Annotated in this window: 22 protein-coding genes; 7 read left to right on the plus strand and 15 right to left on the minus strand. The window is 67.4% G+C overall.

Going from position 1 to position 24,668, the window contains the following annotated elements; genetic code table 11:
* Nucleotides 1-14: 14 nt before the first annotated feature.
* From FHS79_RS07280 to radA, 6 genes are read right to left on the minus strand one after another with little or no spacing between them, the layout of a single operon-like run.
* Nucleotides 15-1,847 carry a monovalent cation:proton antiporter-2 (CPA2) family protein gene (locus FHS79_RS07280; RefSeq protein WP_184197618.1) on the minus strand — a complete coding sequence of 611 codons (1,833 nt, stop codon included), beginning with the start codon at nt 1,845-1,847 and terminating at the stop codon, nt 15-17.
* A gap of 2 nt (nt 1,848-1,849) precedes the next feature.
* Nucleotides 1,850-2,278, minus strand: coding sequence for an iron-sulfur cluster assembly scaffold protein (locus FHS79_RS07285; RefSeq protein ID WP_184197621.1), 429 nt, complete (start codon nt 2,276-2,278; stop codon nt 1,850-1,852).
* Between the two features lie 49 nt (nt 2,279-2,327).
* A complete protein-coding gene (locus tag FHS79_RS07290; RefSeq protein WP_184197624.1) occupies nt 2,328-3,080 on the minus strand; it encodes a PdaC/SigV domain-containing protein in 753 nt (250 codons plus the stop codon).
* The gene (cysS, locus tag FHS79_RS07295; protein WP_184197627.1) at nt 3,065-4,414 is read right to left on the minus strand and encodes a cysteine--tRNA ligase; all 1,350 of its coding nucleotides are present in this window, start codon (nt 4,412-4,414) and stop codon (nt 3,065-3,067) included. The genes FHS79_RS07290 and cysS overlap by 16 nt, the downstream gene beginning before the upstream one ends.
* Nucleotides 4,415-4,417: 3 nt before the next feature.
* Complete coding sequence (locus FHS79_RS07300; protein WP_184197629.1) at nt 4,418-5,077, minus strand: CvpA family protein; 660 nt, start codon at nt 5,075-5,077, stop codon at nt 4,418-4,420.
* Nucleotides 5,078-5,086: 9 nt separating this feature from the next.
* Nucleotides 5,087-6,490: a DNA repair protein RadA gene (gene radA / locus FHS79_RS07305; protein ID WP_184197632.1), complete on the minus strand. Its 1,404-nt coding sequence runs from the start codon at nt 6,488-6,490 to the stop codon at nt 5,087-5,089.
* Between the two features lie 211 nt (nt 6,491-6,701).
* Here radA and FHS79_RS07310 point away from each other — a divergent pair, with 211 nt between their 5' ends.
* Together FHS79_RS07310 and FHS79_RS07315 are read left to right on the plus strand one after the other, a co-directional pair.
* Complete coding sequence (locus FHS79_RS07310) at nt 6,702-7,943, plus strand: M20/M25/M40 family metallo-hydrolase (protein WP_184197634.1); 1,242 nt, start codon at nt 6,702-6,704, stop codon at nt 7,941-7,943.
* 75 nt (nt 7,944-8,018) lie between these two features.
* Nucleotides 8,019-10,331 carry a patatin-like protein gene (locus tag FHS79_RS07315; RefSeq protein WP_184197637.1) on the plus strand — a complete coding sequence of 771 codons (2,313 nt, stop codon included), beginning with the start codon at nt 8,019-8,021 and terminating at the stop codon, nt 10,329-10,331.
* Here FHS79_RS07315 and FHS79_RS07320 read toward each other — a convergent pair.
* Both FHS79_RS07320 and FHS79_RS07325 read right to left on the minus strand, forming a co-directional pair.
* Nucleotides 10,270-10,989 carry a hypothetical protein gene (locus FHS79_RS07320; RefSeq protein WP_184197639.1) on the minus strand — a complete coding sequence of 240 codons (720 nt, stop codon included), beginning with the start codon at nt 10,987-10,989 and terminating at the stop codon, nt 10,270-10,272. The two genes, FHS79_RS07315 and FHS79_RS07320, sit on opposite strands and share 62 nt — an antisense overlap.
* An 83-nt stretch (nt 10,990-11,072) precedes the next feature.
* The gene (locus FHS79_RS07325) at nt 11,073-11,657 is read right to left on the minus strand and encodes a PEPxxWA-CTERM sorting domain-containing protein (RefSeq protein WP_184197642.1); all 585 of its coding nucleotides are present in this window, start codon (nt 11,655-11,657) and stop codon (nt 11,073-11,075) included.
* 308 nt (nt 11,658-11,965) lie between these two features.
* Here FHS79_RS07325 and FHS79_RS07330 point away from each other — a divergent pair, with 308 nt between their 5' ends.
* Genes FHS79_RS07330 through FHS79_RS07350 form a run of 5 tightly spaced genes read left to right on the plus strand, consistent with a single transcriptional unit; the run spans nt 11,966 to nt 16,689 of the window.
* A complete protein-coding gene (locus FHS79_RS07330) occupies nt 11,966-12,535 on the plus strand; it encodes a F0F1 ATP synthase subunit delta (RefSeq protein ID WP_243452738.1) in 570 nt (189 codons plus the stop codon).
* A gap of 4 nt (nt 12,536-12,539) precedes the next feature.
* Complete coding sequence (gene atpA / locus FHS79_RS07335) at nt 12,540-14,069, plus strand: F0F1 ATP synthase subunit alpha (protein WP_184197648.1); 1,530 nt, start codon at nt 12,540-12,542, stop codon at nt 14,067-14,069.
* 6 nt (nt 14,070-14,075) lie between these two features.
* Nucleotides 14,076-14,963: a F0F1 ATP synthase subunit gamma gene (locus tag FHS79_RS07340; protein ID WP_184197651.1), complete on the plus strand. Its 888-nt coding sequence runs from the start codon at nt 14,076-14,078 to the stop codon at nt 14,961-14,963.
* 11 nt (nt 14,964-14,974) lie between these two features.
* Entirely contained in the window at nt 14,975-16,423 is a 1,449-nt protein-coding gene (gene atpD / locus FHS79_RS07345; RefSeq protein ID WP_184197654.1) for a F0F1 ATP synthase subunit beta, read from the plus strand.
* The gene (locus FHS79_RS07350) at nt 16,423-16,689 is read left to right on the plus strand and encodes an ATP synthase F1 subunit epsilon (RefSeq protein WP_184197657.1); all 267 of its coding nucleotides are present in this window, start codon (nt 16,423-16,425) and stop codon (nt 16,687-16,689) included. Before atpD ends, FHS79_RS07350 begins: the two co-directional genes overlap by 1 nt.
* A 129-nt stretch (nt 16,690-16,818) precedes the next feature.
* On the opposite strand, the gene FHS79_RS07355 is transcribed toward FHS79_RS07350, so the two are convergent.
* Genes FHS79_RS07355 through FHS79_RS07385 form a run of 7 tightly spaced genes read right to left on the minus strand, consistent with a single transcriptional unit; the run spans nt 16,819 to nt 24,645 of the window.
* Nucleotides 16,819-18,321: an MFS transporter gene (locus tag FHS79_RS07355; protein WP_243452739.1), complete on the minus strand. Its 1,503-nt coding sequence runs from the start codon at nt 18,319-18,321 to the stop codon at nt 16,819-16,821.
* A gap of 8 nt (nt 18,322-18,329) precedes the next feature.
* Nucleotides 18,330-19,163 (minus strand): SDR family NAD(P)-dependent oxidoreductase, encoded by an 834-nt coding sequence (locus tag FHS79_RS07360; protein WP_184197660.1) that lies wholly within the window; start codon nt 19,161-19,163, stop codon nt 18,330-18,332.
* Nucleotides 19,163-19,477, minus strand: a complete 315-nt coding sequence (locus FHS79_RS07365) for an REDY-like protein HapK (RefSeq protein ID WP_184197663.1) — start codon at nt 19,475-19,477, stop codon at nt 19,163-19,165. Before FHS79_RS07365 ends, FHS79_RS07360 begins: the two co-directional genes overlap by 1 nt.
* Nucleotides 19,477-20,757 carry an amidase gene (locus FHS79_RS07370; protein ID WP_243452745.1) on the minus strand — a complete coding sequence of 427 codons (1,281 nt, stop codon included), beginning with the start codon at nt 20,755-20,757 and terminating at the stop codon, nt 19,477-19,479. The genes FHS79_RS07365 and FHS79_RS07370 overlap by 1 nt, the downstream gene beginning before the upstream one ends.
* On the minus strand, nt 20,757-22,124 hold the full coding sequence (locus FHS79_RS07375) for a phenylacetate--CoA ligase family protein (protein ID WP_184197669.1): 1,368 nt from the start codon (nt 22,122-22,124) through the stop codon (nt 20,757-20,759). Before FHS79_RS07375 ends, FHS79_RS07370 begins: the two co-directional genes overlap by 1 nt.
* Complete coding sequence (locus FHS79_RS07380) at nt 22,121-23,395, minus strand: MmgE/PrpD family protein (protein ID WP_341534427.1); 1,275 nt, start codon at nt 23,393-23,395, stop codon at nt 22,121-22,123. The genes FHS79_RS07375 and FHS79_RS07380 overlap by 4 nt, the downstream gene beginning before the upstream one ends.
* Complete coding sequence (locus FHS79_RS07385) at nt 23,392-24,645, minus strand: MmgE/PrpD family protein (RefSeq protein ID WP_184197675.1); 1,254 nt, start codon at nt 24,643-24,645, stop codon at nt 23,392-23,394. Before FHS79_RS07385 ends, FHS79_RS07380 begins: the two co-directional genes overlap by 4 nt.
* Nucleotides 24,646-24,668 lie beyond the last annotated feature (23 nt).

The raw sequence follows: 24,668 nt of genomic DNA on the forward strand, positions 1-24,668 counted from the left end.
TGTTCATGCCAATCCTACGCCCGCACGGCTGCGGCGTCATCCTCTTCATCATCGACCAGCGGGATCTCGCCAAGCGCCCCGGATTCGAAGCTGATGCGCTCGCGGATCAGGCGATCGGAGCCCGACTGGTTGTCGCCCGAGCACAGCTGCAGGTCGAGACGCTCGCTATCCCGCCGCCGGTACACGTCCTCGATCTGGTCGATCATCGTCTCGGCGGTGCCGAGCGTCGCCAGTGCCTCGCGGCCCAGCGCCACGCCGCTCTCGAAGGTTTCGCGCACTGCGGTCTCCACGCCCGATCGGCGCAGCGCCAGCCAGTGCGTCCGGTCATAGGCGCGCGCCAGAATCGGCAGGTCCGGCCAGGCAGCCTGGATCGGCGCCAATGTCGTCACCGGATCCCAGGCACCATCGACGGCAAACACCAGCAGCCCCGCCTCGTTGGCACCCGCTGCACGCAGGATATCGAGCCGACGGCCATCGCCGAAATACACCTTGTTGCCGAAGCTCTGCGACACCTCGATCAACTGCGGATCGAGATCGATGCCCACAACTTCCACGCCGCGCGCGCGCAGCATCTGTCCCACCACCTGCCCGACGCGCCCCATGCCGACGACGATCGCTCTGCCCTCCATGCCATCGCCATGCAGTGCCATTTCCGGCCCATCCTGAACCGGCCCGGCCACGGTGCGCGGCTGCAACCGGGACGCTGCCAGAAACAACAACGGCGTCAGCGCCATCGAAACCGTGACCACCGCGCCGAACAACTGCACCGCTGCCGGCGCCAGCAGGAGCCCACGCTGCGCTTCCGCAAACAGCACGAAGCCGAACTCGCCGCCCTGGCTCAGCAGCAGCCCCATCTTGAATGCCGAAAGCCAATCCTTGCCGAACACCCGCGCCAGCACCATGATCATCCCGGTCTTGACGCTCATCAGAGCGGCTACCAACCCGAGCACCAGCAACCACTGGCCCTGCACCACCGCCAGGTCGAGCGTCATCCCGATCGCGATGAAGAACAGTCCGAGCAACAGGCCGCGGAACGGCTCGATATCCGCCTCCAGCGCATGCCGATACGGGCTTTCCGCCAGCATGACGCCGGCCACAAAAGCGCCAAGCGCCATCGACAGCCCGAGCGAGGCCATGAGATAGGCGCTGCCGAGCACCGACAGCAAAGCCGCGGCCACGAACGCCTCCCGCGCGCCCAGCGATCCGATGATGCGGAAAACCACCGGCAGCACATAGCGCCCCGCCAGCACCAGCCCGCCCAAGGCCGCAACCGTCATGGCCGCCACCTGCCACCCCGGCGGCGCGCCTGGATCAGGCACTCGGCTCAGTGCGCCGACAATGGTGAGCATCGGCACGATCGCGAGATCCTGGAACAGCAGGATCGAGAAGCTGCGCTCACCGAAGCTGGTGCCGGCAAGGCCGCGCTCGGCAAGCAGCTGCATCACCAGCGCGGTGGAAGACAGGCCGAGCGGCAACCCCACCACCAGTGCCGCCTGCCAGCTGAGCGAGGTCATGGCGAAGATCACTACCGTCAGTGCCAGCCCGCACAGCACGACCTGCGCCAAGCCCAGCCCGAAGATGTCGCGGCGCATTGCCCATAGTCGAGACGGCTGCAGCTCCAGCCCGATCACGAACAGCAGCAGCACGATTCCGAATTCGGCATACTGCAGCACGCGCTCGGGCTCGCTCACCAGCCCCAGCACCGATGGGCCGATAAGAATGCCTGCCGCCAGATAGCCGAGCACGGCGCCGAGCTTGGCGCGCACGAACAGCGGCACCAGCACCACCGATGCACCGAGATACACAACTGCTTCAGGCAGGAATTCGGGGACAGGGGCTCCCGCCATGCTCAGGCGTTCACGCGCGCCGCGTCCACCGCAGCGATGGCGGCATCGAAAGCGAGCAGGATCGAGGCGTGGCGTGCCCGGTGCGGCCGGGCTGGGGCAAAGACCGCAAAGCCCGGCCAGGCCGGCTCGTCGGCCCCGCCGGCCAGCCAGCCGGCAAGCTCGGCTCGCGCTGCAGCCAGGGCTGCCCGATCCTGCCCGGTGATGCCGCGTGCCACCAGCGTCGCTGCTGCCTGCCCGAGCGCACAGGCGCGCACTTCCTGCCCATGATCCACCACGACTCCAGCGGGATCGAGGACGACATCGGCAGTCACCCGGCTGCCGCAGACTGGCGAAACCTTCACCGCCGAGCCCATCGGGGCAGCGAGACGCGTGGCGCCGCCGCCTTCGGCCGCAAGCCGCAGGATCTCGCGATTGTACAATGTATCATGCATCATCCTACTCTACCTCAGCCACTGCGCGCTGGCGAGTACGGAGGCACTGTCACTCGAAGCCGAGCGTCGCTTTCCACGCCGGTGCCACGAGCGTCGCCACGCCCTCGGGCCACACCAGCTCGATCGTGTAACTGCCCTCGACATAAGGGCCGGCCAGATAGGGCGGCAGAACCACGCGCACCTGGCGGGCGGGCGCGCCCATCATGCCGACCGGAAGAATGACCTGCTCAGCAAGGGGAGGACAGGCATCGAAATCATTCCCCGGCGCCGTCTCGCCGCGTCGCTTGCGTTGCTCGGCAGCAAGGGCAGCGCAGTAGGCAGGCTCGATGAGCTTTCGGGCTCGTGGCCAGTCGGTAAACAGCGCCTCGATGCCGATGCTGCGCCGCGCTTGCCGGTCCCACAGCCGGCCGGCATAGCCGGTGTTGCCATGGGCACCGCCGGTAAAACGCCAGACCTCGCCCTGCAACACGAGCAGCTGCGGCGTGTCGGCCGCCACGCTCCAGTCGGTGATGGTCTCATAGCCTCGCAGCGGGTAGCCGCCCTTCCGCGCTTCCGCCATGGCTTGCCGAGCCGCCGCGCGCTCCGTGCCGAGCGCCACCATCGCCTCGCCGCGCATGGCACGGAGCAGGGTCGGTTCGAGCCCCACCTCGGGGGCGGCGCGCCAGCGCCAGCGCAGCGCCGGCTCGGTCGCGGTGATGAAGAGCTCTCGCACCAGCACCGGCGCCGGGCCGGACGGGCGCTTCGCCGGGGCCGCAGCGGCCAGCAGTACCGCGAGCACCACCAGGATCAGGCGCGGCGCCATGACGTGCCATCCTTGGTGACGACGAGCTTGATGCCGTTCGCCTCCGCCTCGGCGCGGATCGCATCCGCCCGGGCGAAATCGCGCGCACTGCGGGCGGCGGCATAGTCGGCAAGCGCCTTCTCCAGCCAGGCAGGTGCCGGGACCTGCAGGCTGAGCCGGCCGAAACCGAGCAGCCGGCCACTCGCGGCAAACTGTCGGCGCAAAGCCAACCGCTCCGTCCCTTCGGCGGCAAAAATCGCCGAGGCCAACGCCGACATCGCTTCCAGGGCAGCCGGCGTGTTGAGATCGTCCGCAAGGGCCGCCCGCACCCGGGCATCGGGGTCCGCGCCGTCCAGCGACCCGTCATCGTCAGCCGCCTCGCACCAGCGATCGAGCCGGGCGCGTGCTTCCCCGAGCAGCCGCTCGGTCCATTCGAGGGGCTGGCGATAGTGCGCGCTGAGCAGCGCCAGCCGCAGCACCTCGCCGCTCCAGCCCGCCTCCAGCAGCGCGCCCACAGTCACCACATTGCCGAGCGATTTCGACATCTTGGTGTCGCCGGCTATGTTGAGAAAGCCGTTGTGCATCCAGATCCGCGCCAGTGCGGCCCCGCCATGAGCGCAGGCGGATTGCGCCAACTCATTCTCATGATGCGGGAACTGCAGGTCGAGCCCGCCGCCATGGATGTCGATTGTCTCGCCCAGCGCCTCGGCGATCATCGCCGAGCATTCGATATGCCAGCCAGGGCGGCCACGACCCCATGGGCTGTCCCACCCCGGCTGGTCGTCGGTTGAAGGCTTCCAAAGCACGAAATCCGCTGGCGCACGCTTGTAGGGCGCCATCTCGACGCGAGCGACGGCAACCATCTCGTCCATAGGCCGCCGCGAGAGCTGGCCATAATCGGGTGCCGTCGCCACTTCGAACAGGACATGGCCTTGCGCTGCATAGGCATGACCCTTGGCGACCAGACCCTCGATCATGCCGACCATTGCCGGAATGCTTGTCGTGGCGTGCGGTGCCAGATCGGGCGGTCGGACGCCGAGTGCTCCCATGTCGGCAAGGTAGAAACTCTCGAAGCGCTGCGTGATCGTTTCGATCGGTACGCCCTCGGCGATTGCTCTGGTGATGATCTTGTCGTCGATGTCGGTGATGTTGCGGGCATAGACGACATGGCCTTCGCCATAGACGTGCCCCAGCAGCCGGCGCAGCACATCGAAGACGACCGCCGGACGGGCATTGCCAATGTGCGCCCGGTCGTAGACCGTCGGCCCGCAAACATACATCGTCACTCGCCGCGGATCGCCTGGAACCAGCGGCTCCTTGGCGCGGCTGAGGGTATTGTGGAGCCGGATCGTCATGCGTCAGATCGGGGTGGACGGAATCTGCTTTTCCTGCTGGTCGAGCAGTTCGTCGAGCGCCTTGCGATCACCGGAACCATAGCCCTCCTGGTCAGGGGAGGGGCCGAATGCAGGGGGGATGCCGAGCCCGGAATGCGGATCGCCGGCCACCGAGCCATCGAGCCGCCAGCCATCATCGACGAAATCGAGAAGGGCACGCGACACGATCGCCAGTGTCGGCACGGTGCGCGCCTCCAGCATCCACTGCGGCTGGGGCTGTCCGGGGAACAGCGTCGAAACGGCCATGGTGGCGAGCAGGAACATCAACGTGGCTGCCACCACGCCCTTGGCGGCGCCGAAGCCCAGCCCCAGCAGCCGGTCGATCGGGCCGATGACCGATGCCTTGGTGCTGCGGCTCATCGCATCGCCCACCAACCGCACCACGATGAAGGCGCCGAAGAACAGCCCGACCAGCGCGACAATCGAAGCGCCCGCCTCGCTCTCCATCCAGCTGCCCACGAAAATCTTGGTCTCGGTGTGGAAATAGCGCACGGCCAGCACACCGGCGACCCAGGCGAACAGCGACGCGATTTCGCCCACGAAACCGCGCGCCAGCCCGGCCACCGCGGCGAAGCCGACAATCGCGAACACGGCGATATCGAAAGCGGTGAGACCATCCAGCATCAGCTTGCTCTACGCAGGCCCCGCCAGCCGGTCAACGAGCGCCCCCAGCGACGAAAGCGCCTCCACCCTGAGCCCGCCGCCACCGCTGGTGCCGGTGGGGACATAGGCGCCGGCGAAGCCGAGCTTCGCCGCTTCCTTGAGCCGCAGCCCCGCCAGCCCCGCCGGGCGCAGCTCGCCCGACAGCGCCACCTCGCCGAAGGCGACCCAATTGAGCGGCACCGGCCGGTCGGTGAGTGCGCTCACCAGGGCGGCCGCCACCGCCAGATCGGCCGCCGGGTCCTGGACGCGGAAGCCGCCGGCGACGTTGAGATACACCTCATGGTTGCCGAACCCCAGCCCGCAGCGCGCTTCCAGCACAGCCAGCAGCATCGACAGCCGCGCCGAATCCCAGCCCACCACGGCACGCCTCGGGGTGGCGCCGCTGGGCAACTTGACGACCAGCGCCTGGATTTCGCACAGCACCGGGCGCGTGCCTTCAAGGGCCGGAAACACCACGGCGCCCGACACCTGCCGGCCATCCTCGCGGTGAGTGAGGAACAGCGAGGAAGGGTTGGACACTTCCTCGAGCCCGCTCGCCCCCATGGCGAACACGCCGATCTCGTCGGTGCCGCCGAAACGGTTCTTGACCGCGCGTAGCACCCGATACTGGTGGCTGCGCTCACCCTCGAAATAGAGCACGGTATCGACCATGTGCTCGAGCACCCTCGGCCCTGCCAGTTGCCCGTCCTTGGTGACATGCCCGACGAGAATCAGCGCGCAGCCGCTCGACTTGGCGTAGCGGATCAACTCCTGCGCACTGGCCCGGACCTGGCTGACCGTGCCCGGCGCACCCTCCAGCGTGTCCGAATGCATCGTCTGGATCGAATCGATCACCAGAAGTGCGGGCGGCGGCCCGCTTGCCATCGTCGTCAGAATGTCCCGCACGCTCGTTTCGGCGGCCAGCGCCACGTCGGCGCGGGCCAGCCCGAGCCGGCGGGCGCGCAGCCGCACCTGGTCCGCCGCTTCCTCACCTGAAACATAGGCGACCTTGTGCCCGGCCGCCGCCATCCGCCCCGCTGCCTGCAGCAGCAGCGTCGATTTGCCGATGCCGGGATCACCGCCGATCAACACCACCGACCCCGGCACCAACCCGGCTTTCACATTGGGCCCTTCGCCGATGCCGCCCAAGGCACGGTCGAGCTCGGCGATGCCGGTGGAAAGCCGGTCGGGAAGTGCCACCTCGTCGGCAAGGCTCGTCATCGCGATCCGGCGGCCGCCGCCAGCCAGCGAATGCTTGGCGGCAAATGCCGTCACCACCGCAGTGGCTTCGGCCTGGATGGTGTTCCATTCGCCGCAATCGCCGCACTGCCCCTGCCAGCGCGGCGCCACCGCCCCGCAGGCCTGGCAGACATATCTTGTGGCTGACTTCGCCATGTGCTCTTTCCGTGAACAGATGTGGAACGATAGCGGGACAAGGCGTCTGGAACAAGGTGGCTCCGGCGGGTGCGAAGTTGGCGAAGTTTACACGAAACGCGGTTTTTCAGGGCGTTTCCGGCAACGGTTTCAGTGAGGGGACAATGGCGCAAATGCAGGTCGCCGCAACCCTGACCTTCCCTTGGCCCGGCCGTACCGCTAGCGTGGCGCGATGCGCACATCCCTGCTCCTTTTCGCCCTTCTCGCCACCCCTGCCGCCGCGCAAAGCCCGGCGGCGCTGAAGCTGGCGCATGACAATATTGCCAATGATTACAAGCAGATAGTGGCAGAGGTCGTGCAGCTTACCGAGATTCCGGCGCCACCCTTCAAGGAGGCGGCGCGCGCTGCGCGCTATGCCGAGATGATGAAGGCGGTGGGGCTGCAGGAGGTGACGATCGATGCCGTCGGCAACATCACCTCAGTGCGGCCGGGCAGGGACCGCAAGGCCAAGGCGCTTGTCGTCTCGGCACACCTCGACACGGTGTTTCCGGAAGGCACGCCGATCAACGTCCGCCGCGAGGGCACCACGCTCCACGCGCCGGGCATCGGTGATGACACGATCGGGCTGGCGTCGATGCTCGCCTGGGTGCGCGCAATGGATGCGGCGAAGATCGAGACGCGCCGCGATATCCTGTTCGTCGCCACCGTCGGCGAGGAGGGGCAAGGGGATTTGCGCGGCGTGAAACACCTGTTCACCGAGAACCCCCTCAAGGCGCGGATCGGCGATTTCATCAGCTTCGATGGCAGCGGCGTCAATGGCATCACCAACGGCGGGGTCGGCTCGAAGCGCTACAGCGTGACCTTCAAGGGCCCTGGCGGGCACAGCTATGGCGCCTATGGCATCGTCAACCCGATGGTGGCGATGGCGAGCAGCGTCACCGGCCTCTATGCCATCACCACGCCGACCGACATCAAGACGACTTATGCTGCCAGCACCGTGACCGGCGGCACTTCGGTCAACTCGATCCCCAATGCCATCACCATGGAGTTCGACATGCGCTCGCGCTCGCCGGCCAATCTGGCGGCGCTCGAAAAGCAGCTGCTCGGGGTCATCGAGGGGTCGGTTGCGGCCGAAAACAGTGCGCGAAACACCCGTTTCGGGACCATCAGCGCCGATCCCAAGCTGATCGGGGACCGGCCGGCCGGGGAAACCCCGGCGAGCGACCCGCTCGTCAAGGCGGCGCAGGCGACGCTCGCGCGCAACGGCTACAAGTCCGAACTCGGGGCATCCTCGACCGACAGCAACATCCCCATCAGCCTCGGCATCCCCGCGATCACGCTGGGTGCGGGTGCGGGCGGCGGCCGCGCCCATGCCCTCGACGAGTTCATCAGCATCGAGGAAGCCCCCTTCGTCAAAGGCATCCAGAACGGCCTGGACGTCGTGCTGGCCGCCGTAGCCGTAGACCGAAAGTAACACATGGGGTCTGGGGCTTCAGGCCCCAGCCGCCGGAGGCTTTTCTTCCTGCCCTCACAAGCCTAGCCTGACCTGATGCGCCGCCGTGAGCTTCGTCTGGCCCTTGTCTGCTATGGCGGGGTGAGCCTCGCGGTCTACATGCACGGCATCACCAAGGAGGTGTGGAAACTCAGCCGTGCCTCGATGCGGCGGCATCATCAGCTTCCCGAAACGCTGCCGCCGGCGGATGACAGCGAGGCGGTGTATGGGGCGCTGCTGGCAGCATTGGCACCGAATCTCGATCTGACGGTGAGCACCGACATCATCGCCGGGGCATCGGCGGGCGGGATCAACGGCATCCTGCTGGCACAGGCGATTGCCACCGGGCAGAGCATGGAGCCGCTTCGCGGGCTGTGGCTGGAGGGTGCGGACAGCGACCGGCTGCTCGACCCGGTGGGCGCATCGAGCAGCTGGTCAAAGCTGTGGGCGATGCCGCTGATCGCCTGGACCAACCGGCACGGGCTGGGGCTGGGCGAAATGGAAGAGCCCGAGGTGCGCACCGAGGCGGCGGGGAAGCTCTCACGGCTGATGCGGTCGCGGTGGTTCACGCCGCCATTTTCGGGTGCGATGTTCAGCGGCATGCTGCTCGATGCCTTTGCAGCCATGGCGGCGACGTCGCCGACGCCGCCGCTGCTGCCCGACCAGCAGCCGCTCGACCTGTTCGTGACCGTGACCGATTATCATGGATCCGCGGTGCGGCTGGCGCTGCACAGCCCCGCCGAGATCTCCGAAACCGAGCATCGGCTGATCCTGGGGTTCCAGAGTGCGGGTGCGGGGCCCGACGGGGCGCGGCACCTGGCCGATGCCCCGGCGCTGGCGTTTGCGGCGCGCGCCACGGCGTCCTTTCCCGGCGCATTCCCACCGGCGGGGATCGGCGAGATGGACGCGGTGCTCGCTGCACGCGGTGACGAATGGCCGGGGCGAGCGGCGTTTCTGGCAGGCGCCTTTCCTCGCCATGCCGACCCTGAAAAGGTTGCGCTTATCGACGGCTCGGTGATCAACGGCCGGCCGTTCGGGCCGGCGATCGAGGCGCTGGGGCATCACCGGGCGCACAGGGAGGTGGATCGGCGGTTCGTTTATGTCGATCCGCGGCCGGGAATGCATGCCGAACGGGCGGCCGATGGGCGTAGCCCAGGGTTTTTCGCCACGATCCTGCGCAGCCTTGCCGATATTCCGCGCCAGCAGCCGATCAACGACAGCCTTGGCACGATCGAGGCACTCTCGGCGCGGGTGCGGCGACTGCGGGCGGTGACCGAGGGGATGGGCCCCCAGGTGGAGGCAGCGATCGAGGCGGCGGTGGGGCGGCGGTTCTTCCTGTTCGCCATCACCCCCGAGCGGCTGGCCGAGTGGCGGAGCAAGGCGCAGACCGAGGCGGCGACGCGCGCCGGCTTCACCTATGCGAGCTATGCGCAGCTGAAGCTCGCTCGCCTCACCGAATCGCTGTCGCAGCTGCTCGCTTCGATGGGGGCGGGGGCAGCCGAACCGCTGCGGGTGCGACTGGTGGCACATCTGCATGAAGAAGGGCTCGACAAGCCGGCGCAGGCGCAGGGCAAGAATGGCGCCGGTTCGCCATTCGTATTGCTGCTGCGGCAGTTCGACATCGAGTTTCGCATCCGACGGCTGCGCTTCGTGATCCGCCGCATCAACGCGCTGGCGGCCGCGGGGCTGCAGCCGGCGGCGATGGCCGCGGTGGAGGCGCTCAAGGCTGGCTTCTACTCGCTGATCGACATTCACCTCGGCCGCCGCAACCCGGCGCGGCTGGCAGCGCATGCGGCGCTGGATGGAATCGACCTGACCGACCCGGCAGCGGCGCTGGCGGGGCTTGCGCAAGCGCTCGACCTGCGCGCGCTCGATACCGAATCGGACCGCAACATCTGCGCACTGTTTGCGCAACCGATGCCCCGCGCCGTTCGCCGCAACCTGCTCAACGCCTATCTTGGCTTCCCGCTCTACGATATCGCCACGCTGCCGCTGCTGGCGGGGGATGGATCGGACGAGTTCGACGAGATCAAGGTCGACCGACTGTCGCCGCTCGACTCGCCGTCGCTGGCGCATGTCGGCGGCACGAAACTGCAGGGCAGCCGGCTGAATGCGTTCGGCGCGTTTTTCAGCCGTGCCTATCGCGAGCATGATTATCTTTGGGGCCGACTCCACGCTGCGGAGCGGCTGATCGATATCGTCGCTTCGGCGACGGCGAACCCGCCCGATCTGGTGCCGTTCAAGGATGCCGCCTTCCGGGCGATTCTCGCCGCTGAGCGCGAGCAGCTGCCGCACATTGCCGAGCTGATCACTCGGCTGGAAGCGGCGCTGGCTTCTTCGGCGCCCAGATCCGCAGGTGATGGAAGATGATCCACAGCCCAAGAATGGTGGGCACCGCCCAGATGGCTGGGTTGAAGGCGTGTGCAGGGAACAGATCGACCAGCCCGACCGACAGGAAGGCGGTATAGGCCGCGATTCCGCACGCGACCATCGCCTTCAGATGCTCGGGGATATGGTCGGTGCGGCCGACCTGCGGCTTGAGCATGTAATGGAGGTAGGTCGTCGAGGTGCCGAAGCCGAGCAGCGAAATGCCGATCATCAACGGCTGGCCGAGGATGATGCCGTGCACGAGGCAATTGGCGCCAGTTGCGAACACCGCAAGCTGCAGCGCCACCATGCTCCAGTGGCGGTTGCGGGCATGGGCGGTCTTGTTGGCGATCATCGCGAGGCCATAGCGCGTCATGCTGACGGCAAGCACGGCGAGGTAGATCATCATCCAGCCGAACAGCCCGCGGTAGAGTGGCTCATCGGTAAGCTGCGGGTGCATCGCCAGCGGCCAGATGACCGACAGAGTGCCCATGATGAGCGCCTGGGCACTGGCAACATAGATGGCTGCAGCAAACACCCGCCCCCAGCGCCGATGCGCCGGGCCGCCCTTGCGGGTTGCAACCGAGCCCCAGAAGGTGATCAGCGCGACAAGCCCGGCGCCGACATGGGCCGCAAGAACGAGTTGGAACAGCCAAGGCAAAGTGCGCGATCTCCCGTGTTGCCACGTTTAATCCGCCTGCCCGTACTTTCCAATCGCTCTTGCGGGGTGCTCCGTGTCGGTGATCAGGCGGTGATAGCGCCGGCAGTGCGCCGGCGGCGCAAAGCCATTCCGGTCAGGCCGAAACCGGTGATGAGCAACGCCCAGCTCGCCGGTTCGGGAATGGCGTTGATGGCGACGCCAATGCTGGGCGTCGATTGGAACCGGAAGCCTTGCAACGACGAGCCGGCAATCTGGGCATAGCCATATTGGAAACCCTGGCCGAGATCGAAGCGCAGCCCGATGATGCTGTCCGACAAGGAAAAACGAATCACGGCCGGATCATTGTAGCTGACGAACTGCGCAGGGGTGTCGGGGCCGATGCTGCCGCCGCGATTGGAAAAATAGGATGTCGGCTGTGGCGGGTTGAAAAAAGGCGCGCCAAGGCTGGCGATCTGCGTGGTGCCGCCGGTCGAGACGCCGGCAGGATCGAACGAGAACCCCGGGTTGACCGTGGTGAAGGTGACCGAATTGCCGCCACCGAAATCATAGGTGAAAGGCGCGTCGGCGAAAGATGCGGTAAGCGGAACAGTGATGATCATGGCATTGGCGCCTGCAGCGCCGAGGAGGATCGCTGGAACGAGCAGTGCTGCAGATATCTGGGTACGCAAAGCAACCTCCTGACAAATCGGCCGACAATACGCGCCGCCCTGTGATGCCAAGGTTAGTGCGAGCGTAAAGTTCCGCCTTGCTGGAAACAAATTGCTAACTGTGATCTGCCGGCAGCATTTTTATGCCTAAAGCCAGCGTGGGTGATACGCGCTGGCGCTGGCTGCAGCACCGCGCAGGCTCGCTTCACGCCGCATGCTGCCTTGCACAAGGGCGCACCCCGTGCTAGCCGCCCGGCGTCTTTGCAGAGCAGCCGCAAACGCAAATGCTTTGGCGAAACCGAAACTCTAACAAGCCGGAACCCGGACCCTTGGACCCTTCAACTGGCACCGCCCGCGCGAACATCGCCCAGGGCCTGTCCGGCCGCTATGCGACCGCACTTTTCGACCTTGCCGTCGAGCACAAGGCGCTGGACGGCGTTCTGGCAAGCCTTGCCACCCTGTTCGATGCGCTGGGCCGGTCGGACGAGCTGAAGGCCGTGACCACCAGCCCGATGATCAGCCGCGCGCAGGCCGCAGCGGCGGTGAAGGGCCTGGCCGCCGCGATGCAGCTCGATTCGCTCACCGGCAATTTCCTCGGCGTGCTTGCCCACAACCGCCGGCTGGCGTCCTTGCCGCATATCATTCGCGATGTGCGCGCCCTTGCCGCCGCCCGGCGCGGGGAAGTGACTGCGCGCGTGACGAGCGCGCATGCACTGACGGGGGAGCAGCAGACAGCGCTCGCCGCCAAGCTCAAGGCCGGTCTGGGGCGCGATGTTGCCCTCGATCTCACCACCGATCCCGCCATCCTTGGCGGCCTCATCGTCCGCGTCGGCTCGCGGATGATCGATTCTTCGCTTCGTACACGGCTGGGCCAGCTCGGCCAGGCACTGAAAGGCTAACCCCATGGACATAAACGCCGCCGAAATCTCGCGGGTCATCAAGGATCAGATCGCCAACTTCGGCGCCGAGGCGGAAGTCTCGGAAGTCGGCCAGGTGCTGTCGGTGGGCGATGGCATCGCCCGTGTGCACGGCCTCGACAATGTGCAGGCCGGCGAAATGGTCGAATTTCCCGGCGGCATCAAGGGCATGGCGCTCAACCTCGAAGCCGACAACGTCGGCATCGTGATCTTCGGCTCGGATGCCGCGATCAAGGAAGGCGACACCGTCAAGCGCACCGGCACGATCGTCGATGTGCCCGTCGGCTGTGGCCTGCTCGGGCGCGTGGTCGATGGCCTCGGCAACCCGATCGACGGCAAGGGCCCGCTCACCGATGTGACGCGCAGCCGTGTGGAAGTGAAGGCGCCGGGGATCATCCCGCGCAAGTCGGTCAACGAGCCGATGCAGACCGGCCTCAAGGCGCTCGATGCGCTGGTGCCGGTGGGCCGTGGCCAGCGCGAGCTGATCATCGGCGATCGCCAGACCGGCAAGACCGCGGTGGTGCTCGATACCTTCATCAACCAGAAGGCGATCAACGCCGGGGATGATGAGTCGAAGAAGCTCTATTGCATCTATGTCGCCGTCGGCCAGAAGCGCTCGACCGTGGCGCAGATCGTGCGCGCGCTCGAAGAGAATGGCGCGATGGAGTATTCGATCGTCGTTGCCGCCACCGCCTCGGAGCCGGCACCGCTGCAGTTCCTCGCCCCCTACACCGGATGCACCATGGGCGAGTTCTTCCGCGATAATGGCATGCACGCCGTGATCGCCTATGACGATCTCACCAAGCAGGCGGTCGCCTATCGCCAGATGTCGCTGCTGCTGCGCCGCCCGCCGGGCCGTGAAGCCTATCCGGGCGATGTGTTCTATCTCCACTCACGGCTGCTCGAGCGCGCCGCCAAGATGAACGACGCCAACGGGGGCGGCTCGCTCACTGCACTGCCGATCATCGAGACGCAGGCCGGTGACGTGTCGGCCTACATCCCGACCAACGTGATTTCGATCACCGATGGCCAGATCTTCCTCGAAACCGAGCTGTTCTACCAAGGCGTGCGCCCCGCCATCAACGTCGGCCTGTCGGTGAGTCGCGTCGGCTCGGCGGCACAGACCAAGGCGATGAAGAAGGTGGCGGGCACCATCAAGCTCGAGCTCGCCCAGTATCGCGAGATGGCGGCGTTCGCGCAGTTCGGCTCGGATCTCGATGCCTCGACGCAGAAGCTGCTCAACCGCGGCAAGCGGCTTACCGAGCTGCTGAAGCAGGGCCAGTTCCAGCCGATGCCGTTCGAGGAGCAGGTTGTGAGCATTTTTGCCGGTGTGAATGGCTATCTCGACACCGTCGATGCGAACGCCGTGACGCGTTTCGAATCCTCGCTGCTGGCGCATGTGAAGGCCGACCACGCGGGCGTGCTCACCGACATTCGCGAGAAGAAGGACCTGAGCGCCGACACCACCGCCAAGCTGAAGACGCTGATCGGCGACTTCGCCAAGACCTTTGCTTAAAATCCGATGCCCAGCCTCAAGGCCCTGAAAAACCGGATCGTCTCGGTCAAATCGACCCAGAAGATCACCAAGGCGATGAAGATGGTCGCCGCCGCCAAGCTGCGCCGTGCGCAGGAGGCGGCGGAAGCCGCGCGCCCCTATTCGGAGCGCATGGCGGCCGTGATGGCGAGCCTGGCGAGCCGTGTGCAGGTGGGGCCCGAATCGCCGCGGTTGATGGCGGGCACGGGCAACAGCCAGGTGCACCTGCTCGTCATCGCCGGCTCGGAGCGCGGTCTGGCGGGTGGTTTCAACACCAACATCACGCGCGCTGCCCGCAAGTTCCTCGACGAGCTGCTGGCGCAGGGCAAGACGGTGAAGCTGCTGTTCGTGGGCAAGAAGACCCGCGCGCCCTTCCTGCGCACCCACCGCAATCTGATCATCGGTACGATCGACCAGACGCACATCAAGACCGTGCGCTTCGCCGACGCCAAGGCGGTTGCCGACGACATCACCGCGCGCTTCGAAGCCGGCGAGTTCGATGTGGCGCATCTGTTCTTCTCGAAGTTCAAGTCGGCGCTCGCACAGGAGCCGACGCGGCTGCAGATCATTCCGGCAGCCCTTCCCGCCGTCGCCGAGAGCAAGCCCGTGGGCGATGTGCCGGCGGCGATCGAATATGAGCCCGATGAGGAATCGATCCTTGCCGACCTGCTGCCGCGCAACCTTGCCGTGCAGGTGTTCCGCGCGCTGCTGGAGAATGCCGCCAGCGAGCAGGGCAGTCGCATGACCGCGATGGACAATGCCACCCGCAACGCCGGTGACATGATCAACCGCCTCACCATCACCTATAACCGTACCCGTCAGGCCGCCATCACCAAGGAGCTGATCGAAATCATCTCCGGCGCCGAAGCCCTTTGAGGAGCACAACCATGGCCATCACCACCAACAATGTCGGCCGCGTCACCCAGGTCATCGGCGCCGTGGTCGACGTGCAGTTCGATGGCGAACTGCCGGCGATTCTGTCGGCGCTCGAAACCCGCGTCGGCGAACTTCGCCTCGTTCTCGAAGTGGCGCAGCATCTTGGTGAGAACACCGTGCGCACCATCGCGATGGACGCCACCGATGGTCTCGTCCGCGGCCAGGAAGTGACCGACACCGGCAGCCAGATCCGCGTGCCCGTCGGCCCGGCAACGCTGGGGCGCATCCTCAACGTCATCGGCGAGCCGATCGACGAGCGTGGCCCGGTGAATGCCGAGATCACCATGCCGATCCATGCCGAGGCACCGCTGTTCACCGACCAGTCGACCGAAAGCGCCATTCTGGTGACGGGCATCAAGGTCATCGACCTGATCGCGCCCTATGCCAAGGGCGGCAAGATCGGCCTGTTCGGCGGGGCGGGCGTCGGCAAGACCGTGCTCATCCAGGAGCTGATCAACAACATCGCCAAGGGCCATGGCGGCACCTCGGTGTTCGCCGGCGTGGGTGAGCGGACCCGCGAAGGCAATGATCTCTATCACGAATTCCTCGAAGCCGGCGTCATCGCGTCGGATGCCGACGGCAACCCGATCTCGGAAGGCTCAAAGGTCGCGCTCGTGTTCGGCCAGATGAACGAGCCGCCGGGTGCCCGCGCCCGCGTCGCCCTCTCGGGCCTGACCAACGCCGAATATTTCCGCGATGTCGAAGGCCAGGACGTGCTGTTCTTCGTGGACAACATCTTCCGCTTCACCCAGGCCGGCTCGGAAGTGTCGGCGCTTCTCGGCCGCATTCCATCGGCCGTGGGCTATCAGCCGACGCTGGCCACCGACATGGGCCAGCTTCAGGAGCGCATCACCTCGACCAACAAGGGTTCGATCACCTCGGTGCAGGCCATTTACGTCCCCGCCGACGATCTGACCGATCCGGCCCCGGCCACGTCGTTCGCCCACCTCGATGCCACCACCACGCTCAGCCGCTCGATCGCCGAGCTCGGCATCTATCCGGCGGTCGATCCGCTCGATTCGACCAGCCGCGTGCTCAGCCCGCGCGTTGTGGGCGAAGAGCATTACAATGTGGCGCGCTCGGTCCAGGAAGTGCTGCAGAAGTACAAGTCGCTGCAGGACATCATCGCCATTCTCGGGATGGACGAGCTCTCGGAAGAGGACAAGCTCGTCGTCAGCCGCGCCCGCAAGATCCAGCGCTTCCTGTCCCAGCCGTTCCATGTGGCCGAAATCTTCACCGGCACGCCCGGCGTGTTCGTGAAGGTGGAAGACACGATCAAAGGCTTCAAGGCGATCGTGGCGGGCGAATATGACCATCTTCCCGAAGCCGCCTTCTACCTCGTCGGCACGATCGAAGATGCGGTCGCCAAGGCGCAGAAGCTGGCTGCGGACGCCGCCTGATGGCGACGTTCAAGTTCGAGCTCGTCTCGCCCGAGCGGATGCTGGCCTCGGCCAATGTCGCGATGGTGGTGGTCCCGGGTGCCGAGGGGGACTTCGGCGTCCTCCCCGGCCATGCGCCGCTGATGAGCACGATCCGCCCCGGCATCATCGAAGTCTATGCGACCGAAGGCTCGAGCCCATCGGCGCGCTACGAGATCGAAGGCGGCTTTGCCGAAGTGACGCCCGAGGGGCTGACGATCCTCGCCGAGGCGGTGACGGCGATCTAGGCCTCCGGCGGCTGGGGCCTCGGGCCCCAGACCCCTTTTGGTGGTCTTCGCGCACATTGACCGGTTCGGATGTGGCAGCGCCCCGAGAAATGGCGTCCGGGGCCTGAGGCCCCGGCCGCCGGAGGCCCCTCACTCCCAGGACAGCGGACGCGCCACATCCTCGAGCGGCTTGCGCTCGCTTGCCAGCCCGATGAACCATGTCAGCACCGCCGCGGCCGCCATCAGCGCGGCGCCGAGCGCATAGCCGAGCAGCACCTGATCGCGCGAACCGCTTTCGATCAGCCGCCCGAACAGCCAGGGTGCCGCCACGCCGCCAAGCCCGGTGCCCAGCGCATAGAAGATGGCGATCGACAGCGCGCGGATTTCCAGGGGGAAGCTTTCCGCCGCGGTCAGATACGCTGCGGAGGCCGCGGCCGAGGCGAAGAAGAAGGTCACGCTCCAGCACAGCGTCTGGGTCGTGGCGTCGAGCAGCCCGGCCCGGAACGCGAGGCCGGTCGCCAGCAGCAGCACGGCCGACGCGCCATAGGTGAGCATGATCATCGGCCTTCGGCCCAGCGTGTCGAAGAACCGGCCCAGCAGCAGCGGCCCCAGCACATTGCCCGCTGCAAAGGGCAGGATGTACCAGCCGACATCGGCGCCGGGCACACTGTAGAAATCGGTCAGCAGCATCGCATAGCTGAAGAAGATGGCGTTGTAGAAGAAGGCCTGGGCGATCATCAGCGCCAGGCACCAGATGGTGCGTGACGGATAGGTACGCAGCAACGCCGTGGCGACATCCGCCAGCGTTGCCGCACCGCGCTGCCGCAGCCGCACCTGCAGCGGCGGCACGGGCGGCAGCCGGTGGCCTGCGGCCTCGGCCCTTGCTTCGATGCCGGCCATGATCGCCTCGGCCTCGGCCTGCCGGCCGTGCAATGCCAGCCAGCGCGGGCTCTCCGGCACGAAGCGGCGAAGCCACAGGATGACCGCGCCGATCAATGCGCCGCCGAAGAACGCCAGCCGCCAGCCGATATCGGGGGCGAAGCGTTGCGGATCGAGGAGCACGATCGACATGGCGCTGGCGAGTGCGGCCCCCACCCAGAAGCTGCCGTTGATCGCAAGGTCGGTCCAGCCGCGCCGCCGCGCCGGAATGAGCTCCTGGATTGCTGAATTGATGGCGCTGTATTCACCGCCGATGCCCGCACCGGTGAGGAAGCGCGCCAGCGCGAAGCTCGGCAGATCCCAGGTGAAAGCGGTGGCGGCGGTCGCAATCAGGTAGAGGCCGAGGGTGATGCTGAACAGCCGCTTGCGGCCCCATCGGTCCGCCAGCCAGCCGAAGAACAGCGCGCCGACCACGGCGCCGGCGAGATAGGCGCTGTTCGCCAGCCCGACATCGCTCGCCGAAAGCCCGAGGCTGGCGCTGCTGCGAACCCCTTCCGCGACCAGCCCGGCGATGGTGACTTCCAGCCCGTCGAGGATCCATGTGATGCCGAGCGCCATGACCACGAGCCAGTGGAAGCGGCTCCAGGGCAACCGATCGAGCCGTGCCGGGATGGACGCTGCGAGCGTGGAGGGGTGGTCGTCCGGGGTGATCGAATCGCTCCGTCCTGTGTCGTGTCGAAGGCGAATGTGCCCCGGCAGCGGCGGTGCCCGCAACCCTGGCCTCAGTGGACCTCTTCGCCACCCGACACGTTTAGCGCCTCGCCGGTGACATAGACGGCGTCGCTCGATGCAAGCCAGGCGCAGGCGGCTGCGGTGTCGCTCGCCAGCCCCGGGCGGCCGAGGGGGTTCTTGGCGCGCATGTTGGCGAGATAGGCGTCCACGCTCGCAAAGCCGAGCAGCTTCGAGAAATACTCGTTCTGCGCGGCGCCGAGCCCGGTCGTCACATGGTTGGGGCAGACGGCGTTGACGGTGATGCGGTGCGGCCCCAGCTCGACGGCGTTGGAGCGAGTGAGGCCGACCATGCCGTGCTTGGACGCGGTGTAGGGCGCCATGTGCGGGAAGCCCGATTTGGCGGCCTGGCTGGCAATGTTGATGATCCGCCCGGCAATGCCGTCTTCACCGGGTCCCTGCGCAATGAACTGGCGCGCTGCAGCCCTGGAGGCCAGAAACGCGCCCTTGAGGTTCACATCGAGCACCCGGTCCCAATCGTCGCCGCTGGTTTCCAGCAGCGGCTTCATCACGAAGCCGATGCCGGCGTTGTTGACCATCACGTCGATCCACCCGAACCGCGCGACGGCGGCCGCGACGAGCGCCTCGCATTCGGCTTCCTTGGCCACGTCACACGGCTGCACGAGCACCTGGGCGCCGCGTTGTTCGAGATCGGCGACGACTTCGGCCATGTCGGCCGAGCTTGCCAGCCCCTCGCCGCCGCTGCTCACGTCCGACACCACGCAGTGCGCACCTTCATCGGCAAAGCGCTGGAGGATCGCCTGCCCCAGCCCCCTGGGACGCCCCGAGCCGGTGACAATGACGACCTTGCCCCCAAAGCGCCGCATCAGGCCACCAGCAGCTCATTCGTGGTGAGGAACACCGGGGAATCGGTCCATTTTTCGAACTCGCCGGTGACTTCCTTCATCGCCGGGGTGTCGATGTCCTTCAAGAACTCGTCGATCTCGACGATGTCGATCACCTCGACATATTGGAAGGGCGGCTTCGCATCCGACCCGAACAGGCCGGTGACGCCGAACACGCGGAAATCCTTGATCGACATCAGCGAGCGCACATTGGGCATGTCGCGGGTCTTCGTCCATTCCTCGTAATCCGCAACTTCGACGCCGGGCTTCAGGTTGAACATCACGAACATGCGCATCAGTTTTTCTCCATTTCGAACTCTGGTCGGCGATAGGCCTGCAGCACGGCATCGAGCTTCGCTGCCATTGCCAGCAGCGTCACCTCGTCTCCGTGCCGACCGATGAGCTGCACCGCCACCGGCAGCCCATCATGATCAACGCCGGACGGCAAGGATAGTGCCGGCACGCCCGCCAGATTGGCGAGGGCGGTGAAATCGGCCTGGTTGACGGGGGCGGACCCATGCCCGAACGCCGCCTGCGGGGCGGTGGGCAGCAGCAGCAGATCGGCCTTTTCAAGCGCTGCCAGCACCGCGTCGCGGGCGTGGCTCGCAGCAGCGGCGCCAGCCTGATGCAGGGTGAGGGGTGCGGCGGCAGCGAAATCGAGCAGGGCGGCAAAGTCGGGCGAGATGTGCCCCGCGACGCGATCGGCGGCGAAATGGTCCGCGCCTTCGCGCGCGGCCTCGAGGAAGCCGCCGAGCCGGGCCTTCTTGAAGTCGATCTCGGCAAGCGGCAGCGCTTCGACCGTATGGCCGAGGCCGCGCAGCGCGCGCTTGGCGGCTTCATAGCCGGCGCGAACGGCAGGCTCCATGGTGGAAGCCTCGACATCGGCGAAGGTGGCGATGCGCGATACAAGACGCGGTGTGCCGAGCGGCATCATCACTGCCGCCACGGCCGCCAGATCGGCGACCGAGCGCGCCAGCGGGCCGATGCTGTCGAGCCGCGCGCAGAGATAGGCCAGGCCGCGCTCGTCGAGCAGGCCATTGCTCGGCTTGAGGCCGTAGATGCCGTTGTACGCCGCCGGGATGCGCACCGAGCCGAGCGTGTCGGTGCCGAGCGCCACCGTGCACAGCCCGGCCGCGACGGCTGCCCCCGAGCCGCCGCTCGAACCGCCGGGGGTGCGGCCGCGGCGATGCGGGTTTTCGGTGCGGCCGTGAAAGGGATTGTCGGTGGTGGCGCCGAGGGCGGCCTCGTGCATGTTGACGTGGCCGAGGATGATGGCCCCTGCGGCGCGCAGGGCGGCGACCATGGCGGCGTCCTCGGTGGCGGGCATGGTGCGTCCCGCGACCCCGGCGGTGGTGACCAGCCCGGCGACATCGATGTTGGCTTTCACGCCGATGGTGACGCCGCGCAGGGGCAACGGCATGCCCGCCGTGAGGCGCGCGCCAGCCCGAGCGCCCTGGGCGTCGACTGCCGTGAAGGCCTTGAGCGCCGGATTCAGCGCTGCGATGCGGGCGAGTTGGTGCTCGACCACGGCCACCGGGTCAGCGCTCGCCAGTTCCGCAACGCCCAACCAGTGCATCACGGCTTGCGCTCGTCGATCAGCCGGATCGGCTTTTGCCGCACGTCGATCTGCGTTGCCGCTGCGGTGCCGCCCGGCGGCATCAGCGCCACCGCCACCTCCACACCGAGCCCCGCGCGGAGCAGCACCACCAGCGGTGCCGTGTCACTCGCGGGATCGCGATGCTCCAGCGTCACTGTCATGCCGTCACTGCGCATGTGGCAGACATATTCGCCGGTCAGCTCCGGGCGGTTCTCGATGAGTGCGCCGATTGCATGCGGGAAGACGTTGATTCCCTTGAGCTTCACCATATTGTCCGAGCGACCGAGGAAGCCCTCGATGCGCCGGAACGGGATGCCATGGACATTGCTGTCGGTGCGGAAGGCCGACACATCATGGGTGTTGAAGCGGATGCACGGCGCCACGTCATCCTTGTAGAGGCAGGTGACGACCATGTCGCCCTTCTGGCCCGCCGGCACGGGTGCGCCCGAATCGACGTCGCAGAGCTCGAGATATTGCGCGTCTTCCCACACATACAGCCCGTCGCGCTCGGGGCCTTCGCCGGCGATGCAGCCGGTGTCCCCCACCCCGTACCAGTCGAACGCCCTGGCGCCGCCCCAGGCGTCTTCCACGCCGCGCCTGTCCTCGGTGCCGAGATGGCCGATGATCATGCGCAGTTTGATGTGCTCGCCGGGGATCAGCCCTTCGTCGCGCGCCACCTCGGCGAGTTTGCGGATATAGTCGATGAACCCGACCGCCACGGACGCGCCGAAATCGGCCATCAGCCGCACCTGCGCCGCCGAGCGCGTCTCGATGCCGGTGCCGGCACTCATGAAGACGGCGTTGGTGAAATGCGCATAGGCCTCGCGGATGTAGTGGCCGCCATTGATCATGCCATGGCCATAGACGCTGTGGACGACGTCGCCGTCGGCCAGCCCCTGCCAGAGCGCCATGCGGCCCACGAGGAGGTTGCCGACCTCGCGGCCGCGCGGGCCGAAGAGCAGCACTTGCGGCTTGCCGGTGGTGCCGCTGGTGGTGTGGAGGATGGCCGGGGAGGTGCCGACGCCGCCGGGCAGCCCATGAAAATCCCCGAACGGCGGGTGCGCGGCGATCGAGGCCATGAGATCGGCCTTGTCGTAGGTCGGCAGCCTGGCAATGTCGTCGAGGCTGCGGATATCGCCGGGCTCGATGCCCCTGGCGCCCCAGAGCCGCTGATAGAAGGGCACCGTCCAGCCCCTGGCCATGAGCCTTGTGAATTGCGCCTCCTGCACGCTCCGAAGCTGGTCGCTGGACATGGCCTTGTAGGTGCGGAGGAAATCGGTCCCGAGCGGATATTGGCGGAGCAGCCCCGGCACATCGGCGAGTGCGAAATATTCGGGACGGGTCATGCGGTGGCTCCGGTCAGCAGGGTGAGCGGGTCAGTCGGCGCAGGCGGCACCAGTGCGAGGCTATGCGCGAAGTCGATCTTGGCGCGGTGCTGCATCCGGGTGAGCGGGTTGGCAGGGCTGCCGAGGGTGGCGGGAACCTCGATTGTTCGCTCGCCGCCACCGGCCAGGCCGAGAACGATGCGCTGCGGCGCGAGGGCGTTGGGATCGGGGTTTCCGTCAACGATGATTGCAAGCCGTGCGCCGAGCGCCCGAAGCGCTGGATCGGCGAAATTTTCGCGGGTGAAGCGGCGCGGGTCGATATGGCCGTCGGTCAGCATCACCGCCACGAGGAAAGGCAGGCAGAGCCGCGCATAGGCCGGGCTCATGTCCGGCACCCAGGGTCGGCCGACCAGCCGGGCGACGAGCGGCGGCACTTCGGCACGGATGCTCTTGAGGTCGCTGGCTGAGAGGCCTTCCAGTGCTGACAAGACGGCATGGCTGGCGCGGCCGCTTGGCCAGGGCTTGATGCTGATTTCCGGAATGCGCCAGCTTTCCCCCAAAGTCGCCAGCAGCGGGGCTGGATCACCCTGGTCGAACAGCGGAAAATAGCCGAACGGGCCGGTGAGCGCATCATGCGGCCCCGGCAGGCCGGCGGCGACGAGATCGACCGTGGTGATCGCGGCGCGGGCGGCATTGGCGATTTGCAGCGGCAATGCCAGCGCGCCTTCGACATGCGCCTGCATCGTGCCCGCCACCTGCGCATGGGCGAGGCCCAGCACATCGCCGAAGCGGTCGCGCGGCAGGCCTGCCAGCCGCGCACAGGCGAGGGCGGCGCCGATCAACCCCGCCGTGGCCGGGCGGAAGAATTTGAGCGGCGAGGTGGCCGCCACGCCGAGCAGGCAGGCGATTTCGACGCCGACCACAACCGCTTCGAGCGCAGCTTCGCGCGAGGCCCGCCGATGGTGCGCGACGGCGTGCACCGCTGCCGTCACCACGCTCATCGCATGGACGACCGCCCGCTCGTGCACGGCATCCCATTCGAGGCAGTGGATCTGGAACGCGTTGACGAACGCAGCACTGGCTGCCGGCAACCGATCCGGGCGCCCGAGCACCGGAACGGCATCGCCGGCGCCCCAGCCGCGCGCCGCCACGAGCACGCCTTCCGCGCCGGGCGCGGTCGCCCCCGCCGCCCCCACCGCCAGCGTGTCTTCCAGAAGCATGAGTGTTGCCGCGCGCACGGCGGGCGGCAGCAGCAGCGGGCCTTGCGCGAAATCGAGCAACGCTACGGTCACAACCAGCGCACCAGCAGCGCCAGCAGAGCGTCGACGGACGCCGCCGCCTCGGCAGCCTCGGCCTCTTCCGGCGGCAGACCGCCCCATGCCAGCAACCTGCGCAGCTTCGCGGCATGGCCTGCAGCATCGAGCGGCGCCTCGGGGTCGCCCCAGGCATCGCGCACCTCGGCCGCAGCGCCGCCGGCGAGCACCCGCGCGCCGAAATGCGCCGGATAGGCGGTATCGAAACCGGGGGCGCTGCGACAGATGACCCGCGCCCGCACCGCCGCAATCGCCGGGTCGACGATGGCGGCCGGCTCGAAATCCGCCAGCATCGGGCGGCCGCGGACCGCCACCACCGCCACCGCATGCTGGAGCGAGAATTTGGCCTCGCCGCTGGTCCGAGGGACAGCCTGGTCGCAAAAGGCAAGCGCGTCGCCATAGCTTTCGACCATGATCGGCCCCTCGGCGAGCGCGCCGGGCGGCAGTTTCAGCGCGGCATCGATCGTCGGATGCGCGTGGCGGCACGCGCCCCAGGGCTTGAAGCTGACCTCGGCGATGCGCCAACCGCCAGCGTCCACCAGCGCTTCGGGAAGCGGCGTGCGGCACATGGCAGCGAACATCCCCTGCGGGCCTTCGAGGATGAAGCGCGGCCCTGCCGCCCCGGCGCGCGCCAGCCGCGCATGCCACAGCCCGGCAAGGGCGGCCTGCGCCACATGCACTGCCTTGGTCATCGCCGCGGGTTCGTGTCGCACCTGCCACAGCCCGCCGGCGAGCGATCCGGCATGGCCGAGCGCCCAGACCGTCCGCTCCTCATCGAGCCCGAAGATCGATGCGGCCGCCGCCGCGGCGCCGAAGTGCCCGGCAGTCGCGGTCGGGTGCCAGTGTGCGTAATGATGATCGTCGAGTGCGCGACCGAGCCGGATCATCGCTTCATAGCCGCGCACCGCGCCGTCGAGCAGGGCATCGAAGCTGGCCCCCGTCTCGCGCGCGGCGGAAAGCGCTGCCGGCCAGACCACCGGGCCGGGGTGCAACCGCCCCAGCCGGTCAACATCATCCATCTCAAGCACATTGCCGAGCAGGGCCGCTCGGGTGAGCAGGTCCGGCTCTGCCGCCGCCACCGGCCAGACGGCGCTTGCCTTGCCGCCCGCCACGCACCCGAGCCAATCGAGCAGATGCAGCCGCGCCCTCGCGCGCGCGCTGCCATCGACCGGGCGCGCCAGCAGCGCTGCCAGCCCCTCGGTCGATGATTGCAGCGCCGTTCCGCTCATGCCTCTCCGTTGCTTGCGCAAAA

It is taken from the genome of Polymorphobacter multimanifer (assembly GCF_014205635.1).
GTDB lineage: Bacteria > Pseudomonadota > Alphaproteobacteria > Sphingomonadales > Sphingomonadaceae > Sandarakinorhabdus > Sandarakinorhabdus multimanifer.

Bases quoted from the DNA above. Each gene is read 5' to 3' on its own strand.
- FHS79_RS07280 (WP_184197618.1), bottom strand. From the start codon at position 1,847: ATGGCGGGAGCCCCTGTCCCCGAATTCCTGCCTGAAGCAGTTGTGTAT.
- FHS79_RS07285 (WP_184197621.1), bottom strand. From the start codon at position 2,278: ATGCATGATACATTGTACAATCGCGAGATCCTGCGGCTTGCGGCCGAA.
- FHS79_RS07290 (WP_184197624.1), bottom strand. From the start codon at position 3,080: ATGGCGCCGCGCCTGATCCTGGTGGTGCTCGCGGTACTGCTGGCCGCT.
- cysS (WP_184197627.1), bottom strand. From the start codon at position 4,414: ATGACGATCCGGCTCCACAATACCCTCAGCCGCGCCAAGGAGCCGCTG.
- FHS79_RS07300 (WP_184197629.1), bottom strand. From the start codon at position 5,077: ATGCTGGATGGTCTCACCGCTTTCGATATCGCCGTGTTCGCGATTGTC.
- radA (WP_184197632.1), bottom strand. From the start codon at position 6,490: ATGGCGAAGTCAGCCACAAGATATGTCTGCCAGGCCTGCGGGGCGGTG.
- FHS79_RS07310 (WP_184197634.1), top strand. From the start codon at position 6,702: ATGCGCACATCCCTGCTCCTTTTCGCCCTTCTCGCCACCCCTGCCGCC.
- FHS79_RS07315 (WP_184197637.1), top strand. From the start codon at position 8,019: ATGCGCCGCCGTGAGCTTCGTCTGGCCCTTGTCTGCTATGGCGGGGTG.
- atpA (WP_184197648.1), top strand. From the start codon at position 12,540: ATGGACATAAACGCCGCCGAAATCTCGCGGGTCATCAAGGATCAGATC.
- FHS79_RS07340 (WP_184197651.1), top strand. From the start codon at position 14,076: ATGCCCAGCCTCAAGGCCCTGAAAAACCGGATCGTCTCGGTCAAATCG.
- atpD (WP_184197654.1), top strand. From the start codon at position 14,975: ATGGCCATCACCACCAACAATGTCGGCCGCGTCACCCAGGTCATCGGC.
- FHS79_RS07350 (WP_184197657.1), top strand. From the start codon at position 16,423: ATGGCGACGTTCAAGTTCGAGCTCGTCTCGCCCGAGCGGATGCTGGCC.
- FHS79_RS07360 (WP_184197660.1), bottom strand. From the start codon at position 19,163: ATGCGGCGCTTTGGGGGCAAGGTCGTCATTGTCACCGGCTCGGGGCGT.
- FHS79_RS07365 (WP_184197663.1), bottom strand. From the start codon at position 19,477: ATGCGCATGTTCGTGATGTTCAACCTGAAGCCCGGCGTCGAAGTTGCG.
- FHS79_RS07370 (WP_243452745.1), bottom strand. From the start codon at position 20,757: ATGCACTGGTTGGGCGTTGCGGAACTGGCGAGCGCTGACCCGGTGGCC.
- FHS79_RS07375 (WP_184197669.1), bottom strand. From the start codon at position 22,124: ATGACCCGTCCCGAATATTTCGCACTCGCCGATGTGCCGGGGCTGCTC.
- FHS79_RS07385 (WP_184197675.1), bottom strand. From the start codon at position 24,645: ATGAGCGGAACGGCGCTGCAATCATCGACCGAGGGGCTGGCAGCGCTG.